The sequence below is a fragment of the Corynebacterium sp. HMSC05D03 genome, assembly GCF_001807205.1.
In the GTDB taxonomy this organism is placed as follows: Bacteria; Actinomycetota; Actinomycetes; order Mycobacteriales; family Mycobacteriaceae; genus Corynebacterium; species Corynebacterium aurimucosum.
On record NZ_KV788168.1, the window covers coordinates 1 to 17,757 of the forward strand.

Below are 17,757 nucleotides of genomic sequence, written 5' to 3' on the forward strand. Positions count from 1 at the left end.
CTAAAACAGCACTAGCCACCCCGCAACCGGAGGAACATAATTCCTGCTTAGAAGGGGGCGGGAAGAAAGTGTCTCACAGGTGGGGTTAATGCCGACCAAGGGGAAGAAAAGCGCACGCGAGAACTAGCCGACGCAGGAGCCGGTTGGGATGGCGTCGACAAGCTGCGTGACGTCACCCACGTGGCCGCGCACCTCGTCCGCGGTGAGCGCATAGCCCGTATCGGAATCCTCCACAGAGGCACCAAACACCACGCCGAGCACCTGGCCCTCCGGGGTGATCATCGGGCCGCCGGAATTGCCCTGCCGGATGCTGCCGCGCACCGTGTAGGCATCGCGCTCCACGCGGCCCGTGGAGTAGATATCCGGCCCAGCGATGGTAAGGCGGTCGCGCACGCGCGCCGGTTCTGCAGTAAAGGGACCCGACTGCGGGAAGCCCAAGACGATGGCATCGTCCCCCGTCACAGCCGCGTGCTCCGCCCACGGCAACGGCTCTAGGTCCAAGCCCGGGCTATGCAACACCGCAATGTCCACATCCGAGTTGTAGTAGACCACGTCCGCTTCCTTGAGCCCGAGCACGGTATCAAGACGCACCTTATCCGTACCCGCCACAACATGGGCGTTCGTGATGACGTAGTCCGGTTCCGTAACGAAGCCCGAGCCCATCAGGCGGCGCGAGCACGCCTCGGCATCACCCAGCACGTGGATAACGGATGGCCGCACGCGTTCCGCGAGCTCAGGATCCCCAATATGTATCGCGGGCGCATCCACCTCAACGCCCGAGCCGGAACGCTCCCAGGGCGAGACCAACGGCGGCAGCCCGGACTCGTTGAGGAGCGCAGCCAAGCCATTCGGCAACGCCGCCAGGCGCGAAGGCGCCACCGCATTGAGCGAGCTCAGCACGCGCGATTCACGCAGCGCCTGCCCCGGCTGGCCTCCCAAATTGGAGGCCAGGGGCAAGGACACCAACCAAATCACCACGATGGCCGCCGCAGCTTGGAAAACCGCGCCAATCGACGAATCCACGCGCTGCCCCGACCTCGTACGCATGCGGTCCCGCAGCGCCATGCCAAGCGACGTCCCCACCAGCTGCCCCAGCCCCACCAGCAAAATGAGCACGCCGACGGCCAGCAAGAAGCGCACGGCCGCCTGGTCAGTCAGGCCCATCGCCAGCGGGGCCAGCACGGTTCCCAGCACCAGTCCCGCAATGATTCCCACCGCCGCGAGGACCGCTGCCAAAGCCCCCTGCCGCCAGCCCACGCGCACGGCGAGGAGCACGGCAATCACGATCAGAACGTCAACGACTAAGGACACAGAGGGGATACTTTCTTAAGGGCTAAAAGGAGCAGAACTAGCCTATCTTCTCATTATTCGAAGAGCGATCGAGTGAGTCACGCAGATCATGAACCGTTTTCTTATCCCATTTCACGCTCCACCCCGCGTGGTCCATGAGCCCGGATAGCACTCCCGCAGTAAATCCCCACACCAGGTATCCGCGTGTCCGAAACGCCGGCCCCTTCCACCGGCTAAATCCCACCATCAGGCGGTTGGCAGGATCCACCAGCTCCCGCAGCGGGACGGTAAAGACGTCGTCGGTTTCTTCCGGACTCGCCGGCCACACGGTGCCCGGTTTATGCCAGTACGCCAAGACGGGGCTCACGGTGTTGCCGGTCGCCGGGATATCTAGCTTGCCCCACTGTTCAAGAGGGGTAACGGTGGAGCGGTCGAGGCCGGTTTCTTCTTCGGCTTCGCGCAGGGCGGCGGCGACAAGCGAAGTGTCCTCTTCATCCTTGCGCCCACCAGGAAATGCAATCTGGCCGGAGTGCGAGCGCATCGAGGGCGAACGGTGCGTGAGCAGCACCTCGCCATCCTCAAAGCTCGTGCCCTTCAGCAGCACCAACACAGCCGATTCGCGGCGGCGCCGAGCGGCCGGGAGGTGACGGATGAGGTGCTCTTGTACCTTGCCGGCATCAACCCCGAGCGCGGGGTGCAGCCACTCAGGGGCGTGCGCAGGAAACAGTCGGCTCATTTAAGAACCTCCTCGACGGCCTCCTCCAATTCTTTGGCGGAGGTAAAGGGTTTAATGAACTTCTCTTCCACCTTGCCATCGCGCACCACGAGGGTGATGGGGATGACGCCCGGCAGCCCGAGCTCGCCAGCAAAGGTCCCATCCTCGTCCTGGTAGCTGGGAATATCGACCTGCAGATCGCTCAAAAGCGCCGCACCGTTGGCGGCGTTGGCGTCCGCATGCACGCCGACGACATTCCACGTGGAGTGCGAGCGCGCAAGGTCTTCGAAGAAGGGCAGCTCCGTGCGGCACGGTTCACACCACCATGCCCACACCGTGACGATCTGGACGTCTTTGGCCGCCGCTGTACCGGCCGCGCCCAGGCAGGGAAGGTCCACACCAGCGATCGGCCCTTCGGGGCACTTGGGACGCTTGGCTACCTCTTGCTCCTGTACCTCGGGGACAGGGACTTCCGGCTCATCATCCTCAAGGAGATTCACCACGCCGACGAATGCGAGTGCTGCCAGCGCAACAATGGCAACGATGCTCGCCTTCACGTATCCAGGCCACCGAGAATATTGGCTCATTGCTCCACCTTAACCCCGCGACGGGCACCATGGCGCAAGGACGCAGGCCGCGCACTTCGGCTTCCGGGCGGTGCACACGCGCCGCCCGTGGAGGATGAGACGGTGTGAAAACACTGTTTGCTCCTCTTCGGCACGCGCTTGGCGACGTCCCTCTCAATCGCCCGCGGCGTCTTTGCCCCAGTCAGACCGAGCCGCTGGCTTAAGCGCGTGACATGGGTGTCCACCGTGATCCCCGGTAGCCCAAAGGCATTTCCGCGCACCACCAGTGCGGTTTTGCGGCCAACTCCTGGCAAGGAGGTGAGCTCGTCGATCCCTTGGGGCACCTGCCCGTCGAAATCCGCAACAAGCTTCTCCCCGATGCCCAGCAAGTGGCCGGCCTTCGCGCGCTGAAAGCCGAGTGGGCGGAGAATGCGCTCGAGATCGGAGCGGTCCGCGGCTGCGTAATCCGGTGCGGAGGGATAGGCAGCGAAAAGCTCCGGGGTCACCTGATTGACACGGGCATCCGTGCACTGCGCGGAGAGAACCGTCGCTACGAGCAGCTCCAGCGGGGAGGTGAAATCCAACTCACAGTCGGCGTCGGGATATTCCTCCGCGAGGGCTGTACGAATATGGACAATGCGCGCTGCCTCGGCGTCATCATCATGCTGTGCGGAAAGATCAGGGGACATAGAAGTAACTCTAGTGACGGCGGTTAGAATGAGAAGCATGATTTCACTCGTCCTCTTCGTGCCGCTGTGCCTCGCGCTCTTTGCCATTCTCATGGAGAAGCTAGAAGCGACGGCCTTCGAGGATTAACCACGGCGTGTGATTATTTTTCACGTTGGTGGAAATAGTGACTAATTACACTGTATGATGTTGTGCAGTGCCTCGTGGCGCACTGGAGTCTAGGTGCGTCAACATAAACCAAACCAGCTTGTGTCCCAGTGTATTCCGGGCTGCGCAGGCTTTAAGGAGTAACAGTGGAAGGCGTACAGGATATCCTCTCCCGCGCTGGTATTTTCCAGGGCGTCGATCCGGTAGCAGTACAGAACCTTATTGAGCAGATGGAAACCGTCCGTTTCCCGCGCGGCACCACCATTTTTGAGGAAGGTGAGCCGGGAGACCGCCTCTACATCATTACCTCGGGCAAGATTAAGCTCGCCCGCCACGCCCCGGACGGCCGCGAGAACCTGCTGACCGTGATGGGCCCGTCCGACATGTTCGGCGAGCTCTCCATCTTCGATCCGGGCCCGCGCACCTCTTCTGCCGTGTGCGTCACCGAGGTTACCGCCGCCACGATGAACTCTGAGATGCTCAAGCAGTGGGTAGCCGATCACCCGGCGATTGCCCAGCAGCTGCTGCGCGTGCTGGCCCGCCGCCTGCGCCGCACCAACGCCAACCTGGCGGACCTCATCTTCACCGACGTTCCAGGCCGCGTGGCTAAGACCCTGCTGCAGCTGGCGAACCGCTTCGGTGTACAGGAGGGTGGCGCGCTCCGCGTGAACCACGACCTCACCCAGGAAGAGATCGCCCAGCTCGTCGGAGCTTCCCGCGAGACCGTGAACAAGGCGCTGGCCACCTTCGCTCACCGCGGGTGGATCCGCTTGGAGGGCAAGTCGGTGCTCATCGTTGACACCGAGCACTTGGCCCGCCGCGCGCGCTAGGTCTTCAAGGCCGAACCTGCATATGCTGCCTCCGGGCGGCTTTGGCCCAATGCAAAATCCCCCGAGAATTTCTCGGGGGATTTTCCTATGCGGTGTTTTACTTCTGAGCCGCGAGGTACTTCAGCGCAGTGCGCGTGGATTGCTCGGCGGCGTGGCGAAGGACCGGGTCGACGTCGTCATACATCTCATCGACGAGCGTCTTGACGTCGACATCCTCACCAAGGCGCCCGCGGACCTCCTTAATCTGGTCCAGGCGGTGGTGACGGCGGTCAATGTACTTACGGGCAACCGCGGAGGTGTCCTCCAAGTCCGGGCCGTGCCCTGGGAAAAGCGCTACATCCTCGCCACGCTCTTCGAGAAGATCCAATGTCTTCAGGTAGGCGCCCAAATCACCATCGGTCTCAGACAGCAGCACGGTGTGGCGGCCTGCGATGGTATCGCCGGTCAGAATGCCCTCCAGCATGGAGTTCTTCGCTTCCGCCGACCACACGAAGAAGCAGGTCGAATCCGCGGTATGGCCCGGGGTATGGACCACCTCAAGCTGAGGGGTGATGCCGTCGACGGTGATCACTTCACCGTCGACAAGCGCGTCCCCTCCGTTGCAGTAATTCGGATCGAAAGAGCGGATGGGGGCGCCGGTGAGCTGGCGCAGACGCTGGGCGCCCGATGCGTGATCATCGTGGCGGTGGGTAAGAAGAATCAACGCCACCTCGCCCGCTTTCGCGGTCACAACGTTGAGGTGACCTTCATCCTCCGGGCCCGGATCGACCACAATGGCGCGGGAATCTTCTCCGGCGCGGATGATCCACGTATTGGTGCCCTCCAAGGCGGTGTAGCTGGGGTTATCACACAGCACGACACCGACGGACTGGCTCACGGGACGCAGTTGGCTATATGCAGGATGCTCCATGGTTCTAACCCTATCCGATTACTCAGCGATTTCTACGATGATTTCAATCTCAACGGGGGAATCCTTCGGCAAGACCGCTACCCCCACCGCAGAACGCGCGTGGATTCCAGCGTCCCCGAAGACCTCACCGAGGAAATCCGAGGCACCGTTGATAACTGCGGCCTGATCCGTGAAAGAGGGATCCGAAGCTACGAAACCGACTACCTTTATCACGCGGGTAATGCGGTCAAGCCCCACGAGGCCATCGATTGCAGCCAATGCGTTCAGCGCCGCCGTGCGCGCCAATTCCTGCGCCTTGTCGAGGCTTACCTCTGCGCCGACCTTGCCGGCGGCAGGCAATTCTCCGCCCACAACGGGCAGCTGGCCAGATGTCCAGACCTGGTTACCCACCTGGGTAGCCGGGATGTAGGACGCGAGAGGAACAGCGACGGAAGGCAGCTCGACGCCGAGCTCTTCAAGGCGGGCAAGCGCACCCATTAGGATTCCTCCAAAGGGCGCTTGAAATAGGCGACAACGTTCTCCGGGTTCATGCCCGGGGTGATGGTGACGAGCTCCCAGCCGTCCTCACCCCAGGAATCGAGGATTTGTTTCGTCGCGTGCGTAAGAACCGGCGCGGTGGCATATTCCCATTTAGTCATGGAATCAATGCTACTAAATACCGATGAGTTCGCCACCCTCAGCAAGGTAGTGAGCCCAGCTAGTGATGTGCGGGTTCTTGCGCAGAAGCGCGCGGCGCTGGCGCTCCGTAAGGCCGCCCCACACGCCAAACTCCACGCGGTTATCCAGAGCATCCGCGCGGCACTCATTGAGCACCGGGCAGTGGCGGCAAATCACCGCAGCTTTTCGCTGCTCAGCACCTCGCACGAACAGTGCATCGGGGTCACCGTTGCGGCACTTAGCTTGGGTAACCCACTCACCACGCTCAGAAGTTAGCGAGGCATTCTTTAGCATTGTGGACCGTCCTGCACCTTTGACACTGACTGTCACGGCTAGGTAACTCCTTCCAAGCTCACCCCCGTCGAAGCTGAAGATCGTGAATAACCCTCTACTCGACGGAATATTATGTACCATTGGTAAGTCTATTCACAGACCGGTATCCCTGTCTAACAGGTCACACTTTAGGGGGGTCTCCCGGATCTGCACCTGAACCACTAGTGTGTGGGGGGTGACTGTGATCAAATCCCTGGGAAAGCTCGTCCTGTCCACAGCACTGGTCGGCGTCCTCATCGCGCTGGCCATCGCCCCCGTCGCCGGCGTTAGTGGCGTTGCCGTGGCCAGGACGAACGACACGATGCAATCGGACATCCAGGATCTCACCAACGGCGAGGCCCCTGGCGTGAGCACCATCTTGGATGCCAAGGGCAACACCCTTGCCTATATCTACGAGCAACGCCGCCATCCGGTGCAGCCAGATGAAATCTCGGATGCCATGAAGCAAGCGGTCGTGGCCATCGAGGACCGCCGTTTCTACGAGCACGAAGGTGTCGATCTGCAGGGCAATCTGCGCGCTTTGTGGACCAATTTGTCCGCAGGCGGCGTCTCCCAGGGTGCATCGACGCTGGACCAGCAGTATGTAAAGAACTATCTCCTCTTGGTCAATGCAACGACCGACGAGGAACGCCAGGCCGCGACGGAACAGTCCGTAGCCCGCAAGCTACGCGAGATGCGCATGGCCACGGATATCGACGCCAAGCTGTCCAAGGATGAGATTCTGGCTAATTACCTCAACCTCGTGCCCTTTGGTAACCACGCCTATGGCGTTGAGGCTGCGGCCCGCACCTACTTTGGTACCAGTGCCGAGAACCTCACGGTGCCGCAGGCAGCGATGCTCGCCGGCATGGTGCAGTCCTCGGAGTATCTCAACCCTTACACCAATGAGGAAGGCGTCATCGAACGCCGCAACATGGTGCTCCAGGCTATGGCCGACACCGGCTCCCTCTCCCAGGAGGACGCCGATTCCTTTGCCCAGGAACCCCTGGGTGTATTGGATAGCCCCGATACCCTGGCCAATGGCTGCATCGGCGCGGGCGATCGCGGTTTCTTCTGCGACTACGTGCTGGAATACCTCGACGAAAAAGGCATCGACCGCGAGCACCTGACACGCGGTGGCCTGACCATCAAGACCACGCTTGACCCCGATGTCCAGGACCAGGCGCTCAACGCGGTGCGCAGCCATACCGCCCCGGATGCGGAAGGCGTGGCGGAGGTCATGAACGTCATCCAGCCCGGCACCAGTACCCGCAAGGTGCTGGCCATGGTCTCGTCACGCACCTACGGGCTCGACCTCAACAACAACGAAACCCTCCTCCCCCAGCCGAATTCGCTAGTGGGCAACGGTGCCGGTTCGGTGTTCAAGCTCTTTACTGCCGCGGCCGCCTTGGAGGCAGGCTACGGCATTAAGGACAAGCTGGCTGTGCCTAAGCGCTACGAGGCGGAAGGGCTAGGATACGGCGGCGCTGCTAACTGCCCGCCCAACAAGTACTGCGTGGAAAACGCCGGCAGCTATGCCCCCACGATGACTATGCAGGACACGCTGGCCTACTCCCCCAATACCCCTTTCATCCAGCTCACCGAGCAACTGGGCGTCGAGCGCTTGGTCGACATCGCCGTCAAGCTCGGCCTGCGTTCTTATGAGGAACCCGGCAGCTACGACGGCGAGACTTCCATCGCCAACCACATCAAGGAATCCAACCTGGGTTCCTTCACACTCGGCCCCACAGCAGTGAACGCGCTGGAGCTGTCCAATGTGGGTGCGACGGTGGCCTCGCAAGGCATGTGGTGCGAGCCGAACCCCATCGAGGAAGTCACGGACTCCCACGGCAACGAGGTCTACCTCAAACACACGCCGTGCGAGCGCGCAGTGGGCAAGGAAGTAGCCAAGGCCCTGGAAAACAACATGACGGCCGATACCGAAAAGGGCACCGCTGCCGACTCGGCACGCGCTGCCGGCTTCAGCGGTCAGGCCGCCGCCAAGACCGGTACCACGGAGTCCAACCAGTCCTCGGCTTTCTTGGGCTTCAACTCGGCCGTCGCTGCCGCACCGTATATCTACAATGACGGGACCACCACGAGTCCGCTGTGCACCGGCCCCGTGCGCCAGTGCGCCAGCGGCAACCTCTTTGGCGGCAAAGAGCCGGCGGCAACCTTCTACACGATGGCTGCGCGCGTTCCCGCGGCCCAGAAGGGCACGGTGCCGGACTATGACCGCGCCTATGACTCCGGTACGGTATCGCCGCTTATCGACGGCCTGAAGGGCAAGTCCGAAAGCCAAGCCCGGTCCGCTCTGGAGAAGGCCGGCTTCGTAGTGAAAACCACCGAGGTTCCCGCCCCCGGTGTGGGCTACGGCAAGGTGGTTCGCGTCATCACCGGCGCATCCGGCGCAAAGAAGGGCTCGGAGGTCACGCTCCAGCTTTCCGACGGCTCCGCAAGCGACTCCTCTTCCGCGAACTCGGACCAAGCAGCTTGGGACTCCACCTACGGCGCACCCCCTGCCCCAAGCGGTGACGGCGCCGGCACTGGTGGCGGCCAGCCCTCGCAGTCTGAGCCGCTATTCAGCCAAGAAGATGTCGACCGCTTCACGAATGACGTGCGGAGCTTCTTCGGGCTCTAGCGCCGAGCGCTAGAGCGTGGAAAATCGAGCTAAAGCGTAGAACGGACTAGAGCGAGCGCGCTAGGGCGGGAACACTAGCGCGCGAGAAGGCGGGTTCTAGTTAAGGGCGGCCTTCACCGCGGTAGACAGCCGCTTGCCGTCGGCGCGGCCAGCGGCCTTAGCGGTGGCCACCTTCATGACGTTGCCCATCTGCTTGATGGTCACCGGCTCGCCGGAATCCTTCTCAACCTCGGCGATAGATTCAGCGACGAGGGTGTTCAGGGAGTCGTCGTCAAGCTGCTCTGGTTGGTAGGCCTCGAAGAAGGGGACGTCAGCAAGCTCTTCCTCCGCCAGCTCCGGGCGGCCATTTTCTGCATAGACCTCTGCGGATTCGCGGCGCTTCTTAATCTCACGAGCGATGACCTTGAGGATGTCCTCATCGGTAATCTCATGGCGAGAACCAGTCGTTTCCTCCGCCTGGATGGCAGACAGCAGAGAACGGATGGCGCTCGTACGGGCCTTGTCCTTGGCCTTCATCGAGGTCTTGAGGTCAGCACGGATAGTTTCTTTCAACTCACTCATGCCCTTCAATCTACGCCTGCCGGCCCAGGTAGTGTGGTGAGGGTGAAGATTTACCCTGTCCTTGGCGGACTCGCCGCCGCTGGTCTGGGCACTGCCGCATGGGCGCATTCAGAGCTCACCAAGTTCGAGCTCAAGGAGTACACCCTGCCGCTACTGGAGCCCGGTACGCTGCGCGAGGAGTCCGAGTTTCGTATCCTGCACGTGTCCGACCTCCACATGATTCCGGGCCAACGCACCAAAATCGAGTGGGTCTCGGGGCTTGATGCCCTTGACCCGCACTTGGTGATCAACACCGGTGACAATCTCTCCGACGAGCGCGCCGTCCCCGAGGTACTCCGCGCCCTGGGCCCGTTGCTGAGCCGTCCGGGCATGTTCTGTTTTGGCACCAACGACTACTGGGCGCCGCGCATCCCGAATCCCTTCAACTACCTGGTTGGGAAGAAGAACGAACCTTCCTACGTGAACCTGCCCTGGAAGGGCATGCGCGCGGCCTTCCTCGAGCACGGCTGGCACGACGCCAACCAGGCCCGCGTAGAGTTCAAGGTCGGCGACGTCCGCCTCGCTGCCGCCGGCGTGGATGACCCACACCACGACTTGGATGACTACTCAGAGATTGCCGGTGCGCCGAACGAGGACGCCGACCTTTCCCTGGCACTACTGCATTCCCCGGAACCCCGCGTCCTGGAGAAATTCGCCGCCGACGGCTACCAGCTGTCCCTGTCCGGGCACACGCACGGCGGCCAGCTCTGCCTGCCTTTCAAGGTAGCGGGCTCGCGCTCCATCGTGACCAATTGTGGCATCGACCGCGTTCGCGCGGAGGGCCTGCACCGTTTCGGAGAGATGTACATGCACGTCTCCAACGGACTGGGCACCTCGAAGTTCGTTCCCTTCCGCGTGTTCTGCCGCCCGTCGGCCACTCTCCTGCACATCACCGAGAAGGCCGCCTAGGGATACCCCCTCCACGCTGCCGTTTTGTCCTTTCAGGCTGGGGTGCGTTACAGTAATCCGGTACCGCTTAGAGCGAGACACCGGGATATGGCGCAGCTTGGTAGCGCGCTTCGTTCGGGACGAAGAGGTCGCAGGTTCAAATCCTGTTATCCCGACCACAAACCCGCAGGAAACTGCGGGTTCTTTTGTGTTTTCACCGAGCCGCAGGTGCCGACGGGCAGAGCCGCCTGCCCCGCCTAGAAACTTGAAGAACCACCCGAACCAGAAAAGCCCGAGCTAAACCCGCTGTTGACGCCACCGCTGCTGGAGGAGCTTTCGCGGGCGGTGGTGGCATCGCTGTCCCAGGTGCTCACAACGTAGAAGGGCACGTAGCCGTGGTAGCCGGAACCAGCGAAGAAATTGGAGTCATAGATACGCGTGCGCTCCGGCCGCTCATCGGCCTCGTTGCGCTTCTGCAGCTGCGCCTGCAGGTGCTCCGAGAGCAACGCCGTGCGGTCCAAGAGCTCCAAGTAGCGCTCCATGAACTGCGGGTGGTTTGGCTCCTTGGACAAGGCCACGGCGGCGTCTTCCAGCTCCTTGGCGTGACGCTCCAGAGACGAGTCGATATCCGCCGCTAGGTAACCCGCCTGGGCCAGGTCTTTACCCAACTCGTAGAGCTCAAAGCGGCGGGCGTCGGCATCAGCGTCTTCGATTCGGTGCAGCTTTTCAATGTTGACTTCGGCGGTTTCCACGCGCTCACACAGTTCGCGCGCGTGAGCGATGGGTTCGGCATGCGAGCGGAACTGGTCATCCGGCGCGTCAGCCGGTATCGACATCAGCGAGCCTACCTGGGAGTCGATAGCGAGGAAGTCATCGCGCAGACCCTCCCAGTCCTCACGTAGGCGCTCATCTACCAGCCCCGATTGCAGCGAGTGTGCCCGGATATCGATCTCCCTCAGGCGCTGCGCCACATCGGTATAGGTCTGCGACACGTAGTCCCAATCCTCGCGCGCCTGCTGCGCCTTCTTCTGCCGGCTGCGACGAGCACCGCCGACGATGCCCGCGCCCGCGCCACCAACGCTCAGTCCCGCCGCCCCCAGGCCAATGGCCGCCCCAATGCGCCCATTTTTCGCGCTCTCATACTGGGTATCCGCAGCACGGTCCACATCGATCGCTGCCGCCGCACCCGCAAAGAGACCAGCGGGAATGTTGTCATCCCGCACGCCCGGCTTAATGGCTTCAATGGACTGCTCCAAATGGCTGTCACCCTTGCGCAGCTTCATCCGATCGGCCACGTCCTCACCCGCGAAGATGAAGGCCTGCCGCGGGTCAAGGCCTACGCCGACGAAGACCTGACCATCGGCAAACTTGTCCTTGCCAATGAGCTCCGGGTGATGATCGCGCAGGTACGCCTCCACGGAGTCGTTGACGTTTTCTTTGTTCTTGGCAAAGACCATGTAGTGCAGCCCCTGGACCACGTCGGGGGCGGCGATCCGGGAGACATCGCCGAGCATGCGCTCTTCTTCCTCCGGGGAAAGCACATCGTCTGGGTCCATGATGTCGGCCTGCACCTCACGCTGCGCGGGCTGCATGAGAAAATCGGAGCGCTCCGGCTCATCGAAGACCGCCAAGCTCGTACCCACACCGATTCCCCCAAGCAGCAACCCGCCCACCAGGGCCGTACCAATAATCGCGCCAACGGAGGTTATTTTGGGGCCGCGGCTGGCAGCAAAAGGTTTGATATCGCGGGAGTCGGTCACGGTGATCTCCAATACCTGAGCGGTCGTTTCCGCCGATTTTACCCCCACAATTGGAAACGACGCGGTGCCCCTACAGCAGCCGCGTCGCCCCTATTCCCTATCACTCACAACGGATTGGAGAAACCGTTTGCCTACCCCCTAAGTAGGCTTTGTGAGCGCCTCTCACTCTAGCACTCTTTTCATTCACAGCGGTAGCAAAATCTGGAAATGCACGTAACGTATCTTGACACTTATGCGATGTGCCGTCCGCAGACCTGTGAGCTAGGCCTTTTCTTTGCCTTCCCGCCCGGCGGGTGCGCCTACGAGCACGAAGGCCGCGACCGCGATCACCCCCAAAATAGCCAGGGCTGTCCACAGCTGCGGGGACTGCCCACCATTGCCCGCCACGGTAATGGCGGAGGTTGCCCATTGCATGGGGAAGAGGTGCACGAGCGCGCTCATCGCGGCGTTGAGATCGGTGCCGGTCGACGCCGCCTTCCACGCCCATCCCACGACGCCGACCTGTGCGACAGCAAGCACACTTCCCAGGAACCAGCCGCCCGCACCAAGCCAGCGCACCAGCGCGAACACCATGCTTGCCGACGCCACCCCAGCCCCCGCCGCCGCAAGCCCCGCCCAGGCCACCGCGGCCGCGGTCACGCCGGTAGCCAAAAGAGCCACGAGCAGGCCCACGACAACACCGATGAGCACCGCTCCGCCGAGCAGCACGAGGATACGGCGGTCGACGCGCGTGAGCAGAGCACCAATAACGCCCCCGCCCAGAACCGCAATAGCCGCAAGGAGCATAGCGACGATGGGGCTCAGCAGCTGAGCGGGCTCGGCACCGGCCTCAGCGGGCCCGGCGACGGTCGGCATCACACGCTGCGCTCCCTGCACCTTGGTCTGATTCTGCTTGGCCATGCCGTCGACCTTTTCTGCTCCTTCCACAAGCTTGTCCACGCCCTTAAGAGCCTCATCGACCTTGGCATTGAGCTCGCCAATGCCAGCATTGAGCTGTTGTGCGCCCTCCGTGGCTTGGTAGACACCATCGTGATAGGCATAGCCGCTCACGGACAACTGGTTGGAAAGCTCGCGCGAGCCATCCTTCAACTGCGTCAGTTGGTCCTGAATGGACTGATCAAATTGGAAGTTCTCCACTTGGCTGCGCAGATCACCGAGCTGCGCGCGGATGTTCTTTGCCTCCGCCGAGTTATTTCCTTCCAGGTCTTTGAGGGTGCCGTCGATTGCCTGCAGGATCTGTCCGCGAACCGCCCCGAGACCGATGACTTGGTCGACGGCTCCGCCGACGCCGTCGGCCAGCTCAGTAGCGCCGTTGCCCAGCTGCGCGGTGCCGGACTGCAGCTGCACAAGCCCGTCATAAAGCTCTTGCGAGCCGCCAGCCAGCTTGTCTACTCCGCCGCCGAGCTCACCGGCGCCATCCTGCAGCTCGCCGGTGCCATCGGCAAGCTGCTGCGCGCCATTAGCCAGGAAGCCGGCCTGGGCATTGGCTTCGGAGAGGGCTCGGGCGACGTCGTAAAGCTCAGCCGGATCGATGGTGCCATCGCTGGGCGCACCCGCCTGTTCCTGGGACCAGGTCTCGGCGGGTTGCCATTCGGATACGGCGGCGACGGCCGCGCCGATGATGAGCGGCAGGATGAGCACGAGGGTGAGGATAAGAGCGCGGACGCCAATTTTCCGGTTGGCATCTGCAGGGCTGGCTAGGCGTGAGGTCATGTAAAAGAAACTATCGTTCACGCTGCGCAAAAGCGGTCAGGCGCGCGGAAAAGCCCCGCCAGGAACTAGCTTTAATGAACTAGACCGGCGGGGCTTTTGAAGCCACGAGATTAACTCACTGAGGTGGTATTACTTCTTTTCAGCGAAAAGCTCGCGCACGCGCTTGCCCAGCTGCGGGGAGACAGCATCCCAGTAAGCGTAAACGCGCTCCTCGGTCTCCGGGGATACGCCTGCCATGGCATTGGTGATGTTGTCTGCCAGACGCTCCTTGGCACCATCGTCGTAGACGTTCTCGTACAGGTCGGTGGCCTGTACGGTGTCATTGTCTTCAGCGTGATGGACGTAGGGCGCGCGGACCAGGTCGATACCCGCCGGGTCCGGGTTTACGTAGAGGTCCGGGGCGGTGGTGGTCTCCTGCTCCTTGAAGCGCAGGTTCTCATCACCGTCGAGGTAGCCGCCGCCCTTGGCGTGACGGTTCGGGGAGTAGACCGGATCCTCCGGGGCGTTGAACAGGTACTGCATCGGCCCCTCATGCTCATAGGTGTTGACCTGGTTGAGCGGCTGGTTCACCGGCAGCTGCTTGTAGTTCGGTCCAATGCGGTAGCGCTGCTGGTCAGAGTATGCAAAGACGCGTGCCTGCAGCATCTTATCCGGGGACAGGCCAATGCCCGGGACGATGTTAGACGGATCCAGGGCAACCTGCTCAATCTGCGCGAAGAAGTTGCGCGGGTTGCGGTTGAGCACGAAGTATCCGACATCTACCAGCGGGTAATCCTTCTTGGACCAGGTCTTGGTCAGGTCGAAGGGGTTGAAGCGGTACTCCTCAGCCTCCGCCACCGGCATGATCTGAACCTTGACGTCCCAGACCGGGAAGTTGCCTTCCTCGATGGCGTTGTAGAGGTCCTCGCGGTGGTAGTCCGCGTTCTTACCAGCGATCTCCGTGGCTTCGGCGTCGGTGAAGTTCTCCACGCCCTGGCGAGTCTTGAAGTGGTACTTCACCCAGAAGGCATCGCCGGACTCGTTGACCCACTGGAAGGTGTGGGAGCCGTAGCCGTTCTGGTGGCGGGTGGTCTTCGGGGTACCGCGGTCACCCATGAGGTAGGTCACCTGGTGGGTGGTCTCCGGGTTGCGGGTCCAGAAATCCCACTGCATGTCAGCATCGCGCAGGCCGTTGGCGCCCAGACGCTTCTGGGAGTGGATGAAGTCGGGGAACTTGATGCCATCACGAATGAAGAAGACCGGGGTGTTGTTGCCCACGATGTCGTAGTTGCCGTCCTCAGTGTAGAAGCGCAGCGCGAAGCCGTGGACGTCACGCCAGGTATCCGGGGAGCCCTGCTCACCGGCAACGGTAGAGAAACGGCCCATCATCGGGGTCACGGTGCCCTTCTGGAAGAGCTTTGCCTTGGTGTAGGCGGAGACATCCTCGGTAACGTGCAGCTCACCAAAAGCGCCGTGGCCCTTAGCGTGCGGGGTGCGCTCCGGCACGCGCTCGCGGTTGAAGTGCGCCAGCTTCTCAATCAGGTGGATGTCATTGAGCACTACCGGGCCGTTCTGGCCAACGGTGATGCTGGTGTTCTCAGTAGCAACCGGCTGACCGGACGGGCGGGTAGTGTTCGGGCCGCCCGGGGCGCGCTGCCCCTTGTCTAGAACCTTGTCTGCCGCGGACTCATTCGAAGCGTTAGTCATGGGGTTAATGCCTCCTAGATCGGTTGATAATTTGCTTTACATTATCAATCACGGACCTTTCATAGACTACCCATGAAAAATGACCTGCGCAACAGTTTTTAAGGTTGCCAGAGGTCATAGCCTTAACACCGAGGTGTCCAAATCCCACCTCCCCGACTGGTAAGTTATGGGAGGTGAAACGACACTCCGAGCGCGACGATGCGCGCGTCACCGACCTCGCCCTCAAGGCAGGCCGCGGCGATCGCGCAGCCCTCACGGAGTTCATCAAGTCCACCCAGGATGATGTCTGGCGCTTACTCGCCCACCTCGGCGGCCCCGACATCGCAGACGATCTCACCCAAGAGACATATCTGCGCGTCATCGGCGCACTCCCCCGCTTCGCCGCCCGTTCCTCAGCGCGCACATGGCTGCTTTCGCTTGCTCGCCGCGTATGGGTAGACAACATCCGCCACGACATGGCCCGCCCACGCAAGTCCAGCACCGAGTACGAGGATGCCGCCGCCCTTGCTGCGACTCCCGAAAACGCCGGAACGTGGAGCGAGTGGATCGACGCCCGCGCACTTATCGACGCCCTCCCAGAAGACCGCCGCGAAGCCCTCATCCTGACCCAAGTTCTGGGCTATACCTACGAGGAGGCCGCGAAGATCGCCGGGGTCCGCGTGGGCACTATCCGCTCCCGCGTGGCCCGCGCTCGCAAGGACTTAATCGACCAACGCGGCTAATCGTTATCGAGCCGTTACAAATGGGTGCGGCTGGTCACAGAACCTGCATCTACATGCGCCAAACGGCAAGTTCTGACACCCCCGCCACTGCCTATCCTTAAGGAAACCGCAGCCCCAGCTGGAAAATACCTATCGAACACACCTAATCTTTTTCGAGGCACACGTGATAAATCGATAGTCGAACCGGGCCCGCGAGGCTTTCCCAATTGCCCGCACCACACCTTGGGTAGTGATGGCATCCCCCGGCGCGTGTGAGATTGAGAGACATCTTTACTTTATGTGGAAACGCGCAGTGGCCATCTCTATGGCCTTCATCGGCGTCGTCGTCGGCGCCGGCTTTGCATCGGGCCAGGAAGCAGTCCAGTACTTCGTGGCCTTCGGAAACAAGGGCCTGTGGGGCGTTGTGCTTGCTGCCGCCCTCATGATCATTACCGGCGTGTCGATTCTGCAGCTCGGATCCTACTTCCAGGCTGACGAACACACGGCTGTCTACGACAGGATCACTGGTCCCATCGTCTCCCGAATTTTGGACTGGGGAACCTTGGCCACGCTGTTCTCCATCGGCTTCGTCATGTTCGCCGGTGGTGGCTCCACTATCAGCCAGCAATTCGAGGGCGTGCCGATCTGGGTGGGCGGCGCCGTCATGCTCGTGCTCGTCCTGCTGGTGGGTCTCCTTGACGTGGATAAAGTCAGTTCTGTTATCGGCGCGATTACGCCTTTCATCATTTTCTTCGTGGTCCTGGCCACCGGCTACACCATCATCGTGACCGACGTGGATTGGTCCTGGGCCAATGACTATGCCATCAACAACGTGGAGAGTCCCCTCAACAACTGGTGGCTGGCAGCGCTGAACTACACCGGCCTCAACGTTATGTGTGCGGTGTCGATGTCCATCGTCATCGGCGGCAACATCCTGGATAACCGCGCTGTAGGCATCGGCGGCCTCATCGGTGGCTTCTTCTACCTGCTCCTGCTCGCTCTCCTCGTGGTCTCTCTCTACATGGTGGCCCCGGACGTTCACGAGCAGGACCTGCCGGTACTCTCACTGATCAATAACGTGAACCCAATCCTGGGTTACTTCATGACGTTCATCATCTATGGCATGGTCTTCAACACCGCCATCGGCATGTTCTACGCCATGGGCAAGCGCCTCACCCGTAAGAAGCCGAAGCTCTTCTACCCTGTCTACGCAGGCGCCTGTGTCGTCGGCTTCATCCTCTCTTTCATCGGCTTCAAGCAACTGGTCTCCAGTGTCTACCCGATTCTGGGCTGGATCGGCCTGCTCATGATTGCCGTCATGGTCATCACGTGGATTACCCAGCGTGACAAGATCACCTCTGAGTCTGACCGCCGCGTGCGCGCCCGCACCCTGGTCAAGCGCCGCCTGGACCCGCGCGAGCACTTCACCAAGAAGAACGAGCGCGAGCTGCGCAAGCTGGCAGCGGCCTCCAACATGGAAACTGAAGAGTTTGTCTCCACCGTCGCCGATGAGATCCATGAAGAACTCGAAGCTGACGATGAGATTGAATACGACCGCGAGGACCCGGATCCATCCGTGACCTTTGTGGAGCACACCAAGCCCGAGGTCCCGAAGGACTAGCGTTTCCCCGCTGACAGAAGAAAAGTCCGCTCC

At 61.7% G+C, this 17,757-nt stretch carries 16 protein-coding genes, 1 tRNA gene and 1 pseudogene; 6 read left to right on the forward strand and 12 right to left on the reverse strand.

Features of this window, described 5'->3' with window-relative positions; translation table 11 throughout:
- Nucleotides 1–123: 123 nt before the first annotated feature.
- The 4 genes and pseudogenes from HMPREF3147_RS02375 to nth all read right to left on the reverse strand — a co-directional run bounded on the left by HMPREF3147_RS02375 (nt 124) and on the right by nth (nt 3,260).
- Entirely contained in the window at nt 124–1,311 is a 1,188-nt protein-coding gene (locus HMPREF3147_RS02375; RefSeq protein ID WP_070444209.1) for a MarP family serine protease, read from the reverse strand.
- Nucleotides 1,312–1,348: 37 nt separating this feature from the next.
- On the reverse strand, nt 1,349–2,026 hold the full coding sequence (locus HMPREF3147_RS02380) for an NUDIX hydrolase (protein ID WP_070444211.1): 678 nt from the start codon (nt 2,024–2,026) through the stop codon (nt 1,349–1,351).
- A complete protein-coding gene (locus HMPREF3147_RS02385) occupies nt 2,023–2,592 on the reverse strand; it encodes a TlpA family protein disulfide reductase (protein ID WP_070444213.1) in 570 nt (189 codons plus the stop codon). The genes HMPREF3147_RS02380 and HMPREF3147_RS02385 overlap by 4 nt, the downstream gene beginning before the upstream one ends.
- Before the next feature lie 9 nt (nt 2,593–2,601).
- Nucleotides 2,602–3,260 (reverse strand): annotated as a pseudogene (gene nth / locus HMPREF3147_RS02390) (endonuclease III).
- Between the two features lie 291 nt (nt 3,261–3,551).
- Here nth and glxR point away from each other — a divergent pair.
- A complete protein-coding gene (gene glxR, locus HMPREF3147_RS02395; protein WP_010189962.1) occupies nt 3,552–4,235 on the forward strand; it encodes a CRP-like cAMP-activated global transcriptional regulator GlxR in 684 nt (227 codons plus the stop codon).
- A 97-nt stretch (nt 4,236–4,332) separates the two neighbouring features.
- Here glxR and HMPREF3147_RS02400 read toward each other — a convergent pair whose 3' ends face one another.
- The 4 genes from HMPREF3147_RS02400 to HMPREF3147_RS02410 are packed head-to-tail and all read right to left on the reverse strand — an operon-like array spanning nt 4,333 to nt 6,096.
- On the reverse strand, nt 4,333–5,145 hold the full coding sequence (locus HMPREF3147_RS02400; RefSeq protein ID WP_070444214.1) for an MBL fold metallo-hydrolase: 813 nt from the start codon (nt 5,143–5,145) through the stop codon (nt 4,333–4,335).
- A gap of 18 nt (nt 5,146–5,163) precedes the next feature.
- Nucleotides 5,164–5,622: a RidA family protein gene (locus HMPREF3147_RS02405; protein WP_010189964.1), complete on the reverse strand. Its 459-nt coding sequence runs from the start codon at nt 5,620–5,622 to the stop codon at nt 5,164–5,166.
- Nucleotides 5,622–5,783, reverse strand: coding sequence for a Sp36 family protein (locus HMPREF3147_RS12695; RefSeq protein ID WP_010189965.1), 162 nt, complete (start codon nt 5,781–5,783; stop codon nt 5,622–5,624). The genes HMPREF3147_RS02405 and HMPREF3147_RS12695 overlap by 1 nt, the downstream gene beginning before the upstream one ends.
- 13 nt (nt 5,784–5,796) lie before the next feature.
- On the reverse strand, nt 5,797–6,096 hold the full coding sequence (locus HMPREF3147_RS02410) for a WhiB family transcriptional regulator (RefSeq protein ID WP_070444216.1): 300 nt from the start codon (nt 6,094–6,096) through the stop codon (nt 5,797–5,799).
- 214 nt (nt 6,097–6,310) lie between these two features.
- Between HMPREF3147_RS02410 and HMPREF3147_RS02415 the strand changes: the two genes are divergently transcribed.
- On the forward strand, nt 6,311–8,755 hold the full coding sequence (locus HMPREF3147_RS02415) for a transglycosylase domain-containing protein (protein WP_246815700.1): 2,445 nt from the start codon (nt 6,311–6,313) through the stop codon (nt 8,753–8,755).
- 96 nt (nt 8,756–8,851) lie between these two features.
- Here the strand turns inward: HMPREF3147_RS02415 and HMPREF3147_RS02420 are convergent, their stop codons facing one another.
- Complete coding sequence (locus tag HMPREF3147_RS02420; protein ID WP_010189970.1) at nt 8,852–9,316, reverse strand: GatB/YqeY domain-containing protein; 465 nt, start codon at nt 9,314–9,316, stop codon at nt 8,852–8,854.
- A gap of 42 nt (nt 9,317–9,358) precedes the next feature.
- Here HMPREF3147_RS02420 and HMPREF3147_RS02425 point away from each other — a divergent pair, with 42 nt between their 5' ends.
- Both HMPREF3147_RS02425 and HMPREF3147_RS02430 read left to right on the forward strand, forming a co-directional pair.
- Nucleotides 9,359–10,264, forward strand: coding sequence for a metallophosphoesterase (locus HMPREF3147_RS02425; protein WP_070444218.1), 906 nt, complete (start codon nt 9,359–9,361; stop codon nt 10,262–10,264).
- Nucleotides 10,265–10,345: 81 nt separating this feature from the next.
- Nucleotides 10,346–10,422: transfer RNA gene (locus HMPREF3147_RS02430), tRNA-Pro, on the forward strand.
- A gap of 78 nt (nt 10,423–10,500) precedes the next feature.
- Here the strand turns inward: HMPREF3147_RS02430 and HMPREF3147_RS02435 are convergent.
- From HMPREF3147_RS02435 to HMPREF3147_RS02445, 3 genes are all read right to left on the reverse strand, one after another.
- Complete coding sequence (locus HMPREF3147_RS02435) at nt 10,501–12,003, reverse strand: hypothetical protein (protein WP_070444220.1); 1,503 nt, start codon at nt 12,001–12,003, stop codon at nt 10,501–10,503.
- A gap of 261 nt (nt 12,004–12,264) precedes the next feature.
- Nucleotides 12,265–13,716 carry a hypothetical protein gene (locus HMPREF3147_RS02440; RefSeq protein ID WP_070444222.1) on the reverse strand — a complete coding sequence of 484 codons (1,452 nt, stop codon included), beginning with the start codon at nt 13,714–13,716 and terminating at the stop codon, nt 12,265–12,267.
- A 129-nt stretch (nt 13,717–13,845) separates the two neighbouring features.
- On the reverse strand, nt 13,846–15,402 hold the full coding sequence (locus tag HMPREF3147_RS02445) for a catalase (protein ID WP_070444224.1): 1,557 nt from the start codon (nt 15,400–15,402) through the stop codon (nt 13,846–13,848).
- Between the two features lie 173 nt (nt 15,403–15,575).
- Between HMPREF3147_RS02445 and HMPREF3147_RS02450 the strand changes: the two genes are divergently transcribed.
- Complete coding sequence (locus HMPREF3147_RS02450) at nt 15,576–16,124, forward strand: RNA polymerase sigma factor (protein WP_070444226.1); 549 nt, start codon at nt 15,576–15,578, stop codon at nt 16,122–16,124.
- Between the two features lie 277 nt (nt 16,125–16,401).
- Nucleotides 16,402–17,724 carry a YkvI family membrane protein gene (locus HMPREF3147_RS02455; RefSeq protein ID WP_070444228.1) on the forward strand — a complete coding sequence of 441 codons (1,323 nt, stop codon included), beginning with the start codon at nt 16,402–16,404 and terminating at the stop codon, nt 17,722–17,724.
- Nucleotides 17,725–17,757: the final 33 nt, after the last annotated feature.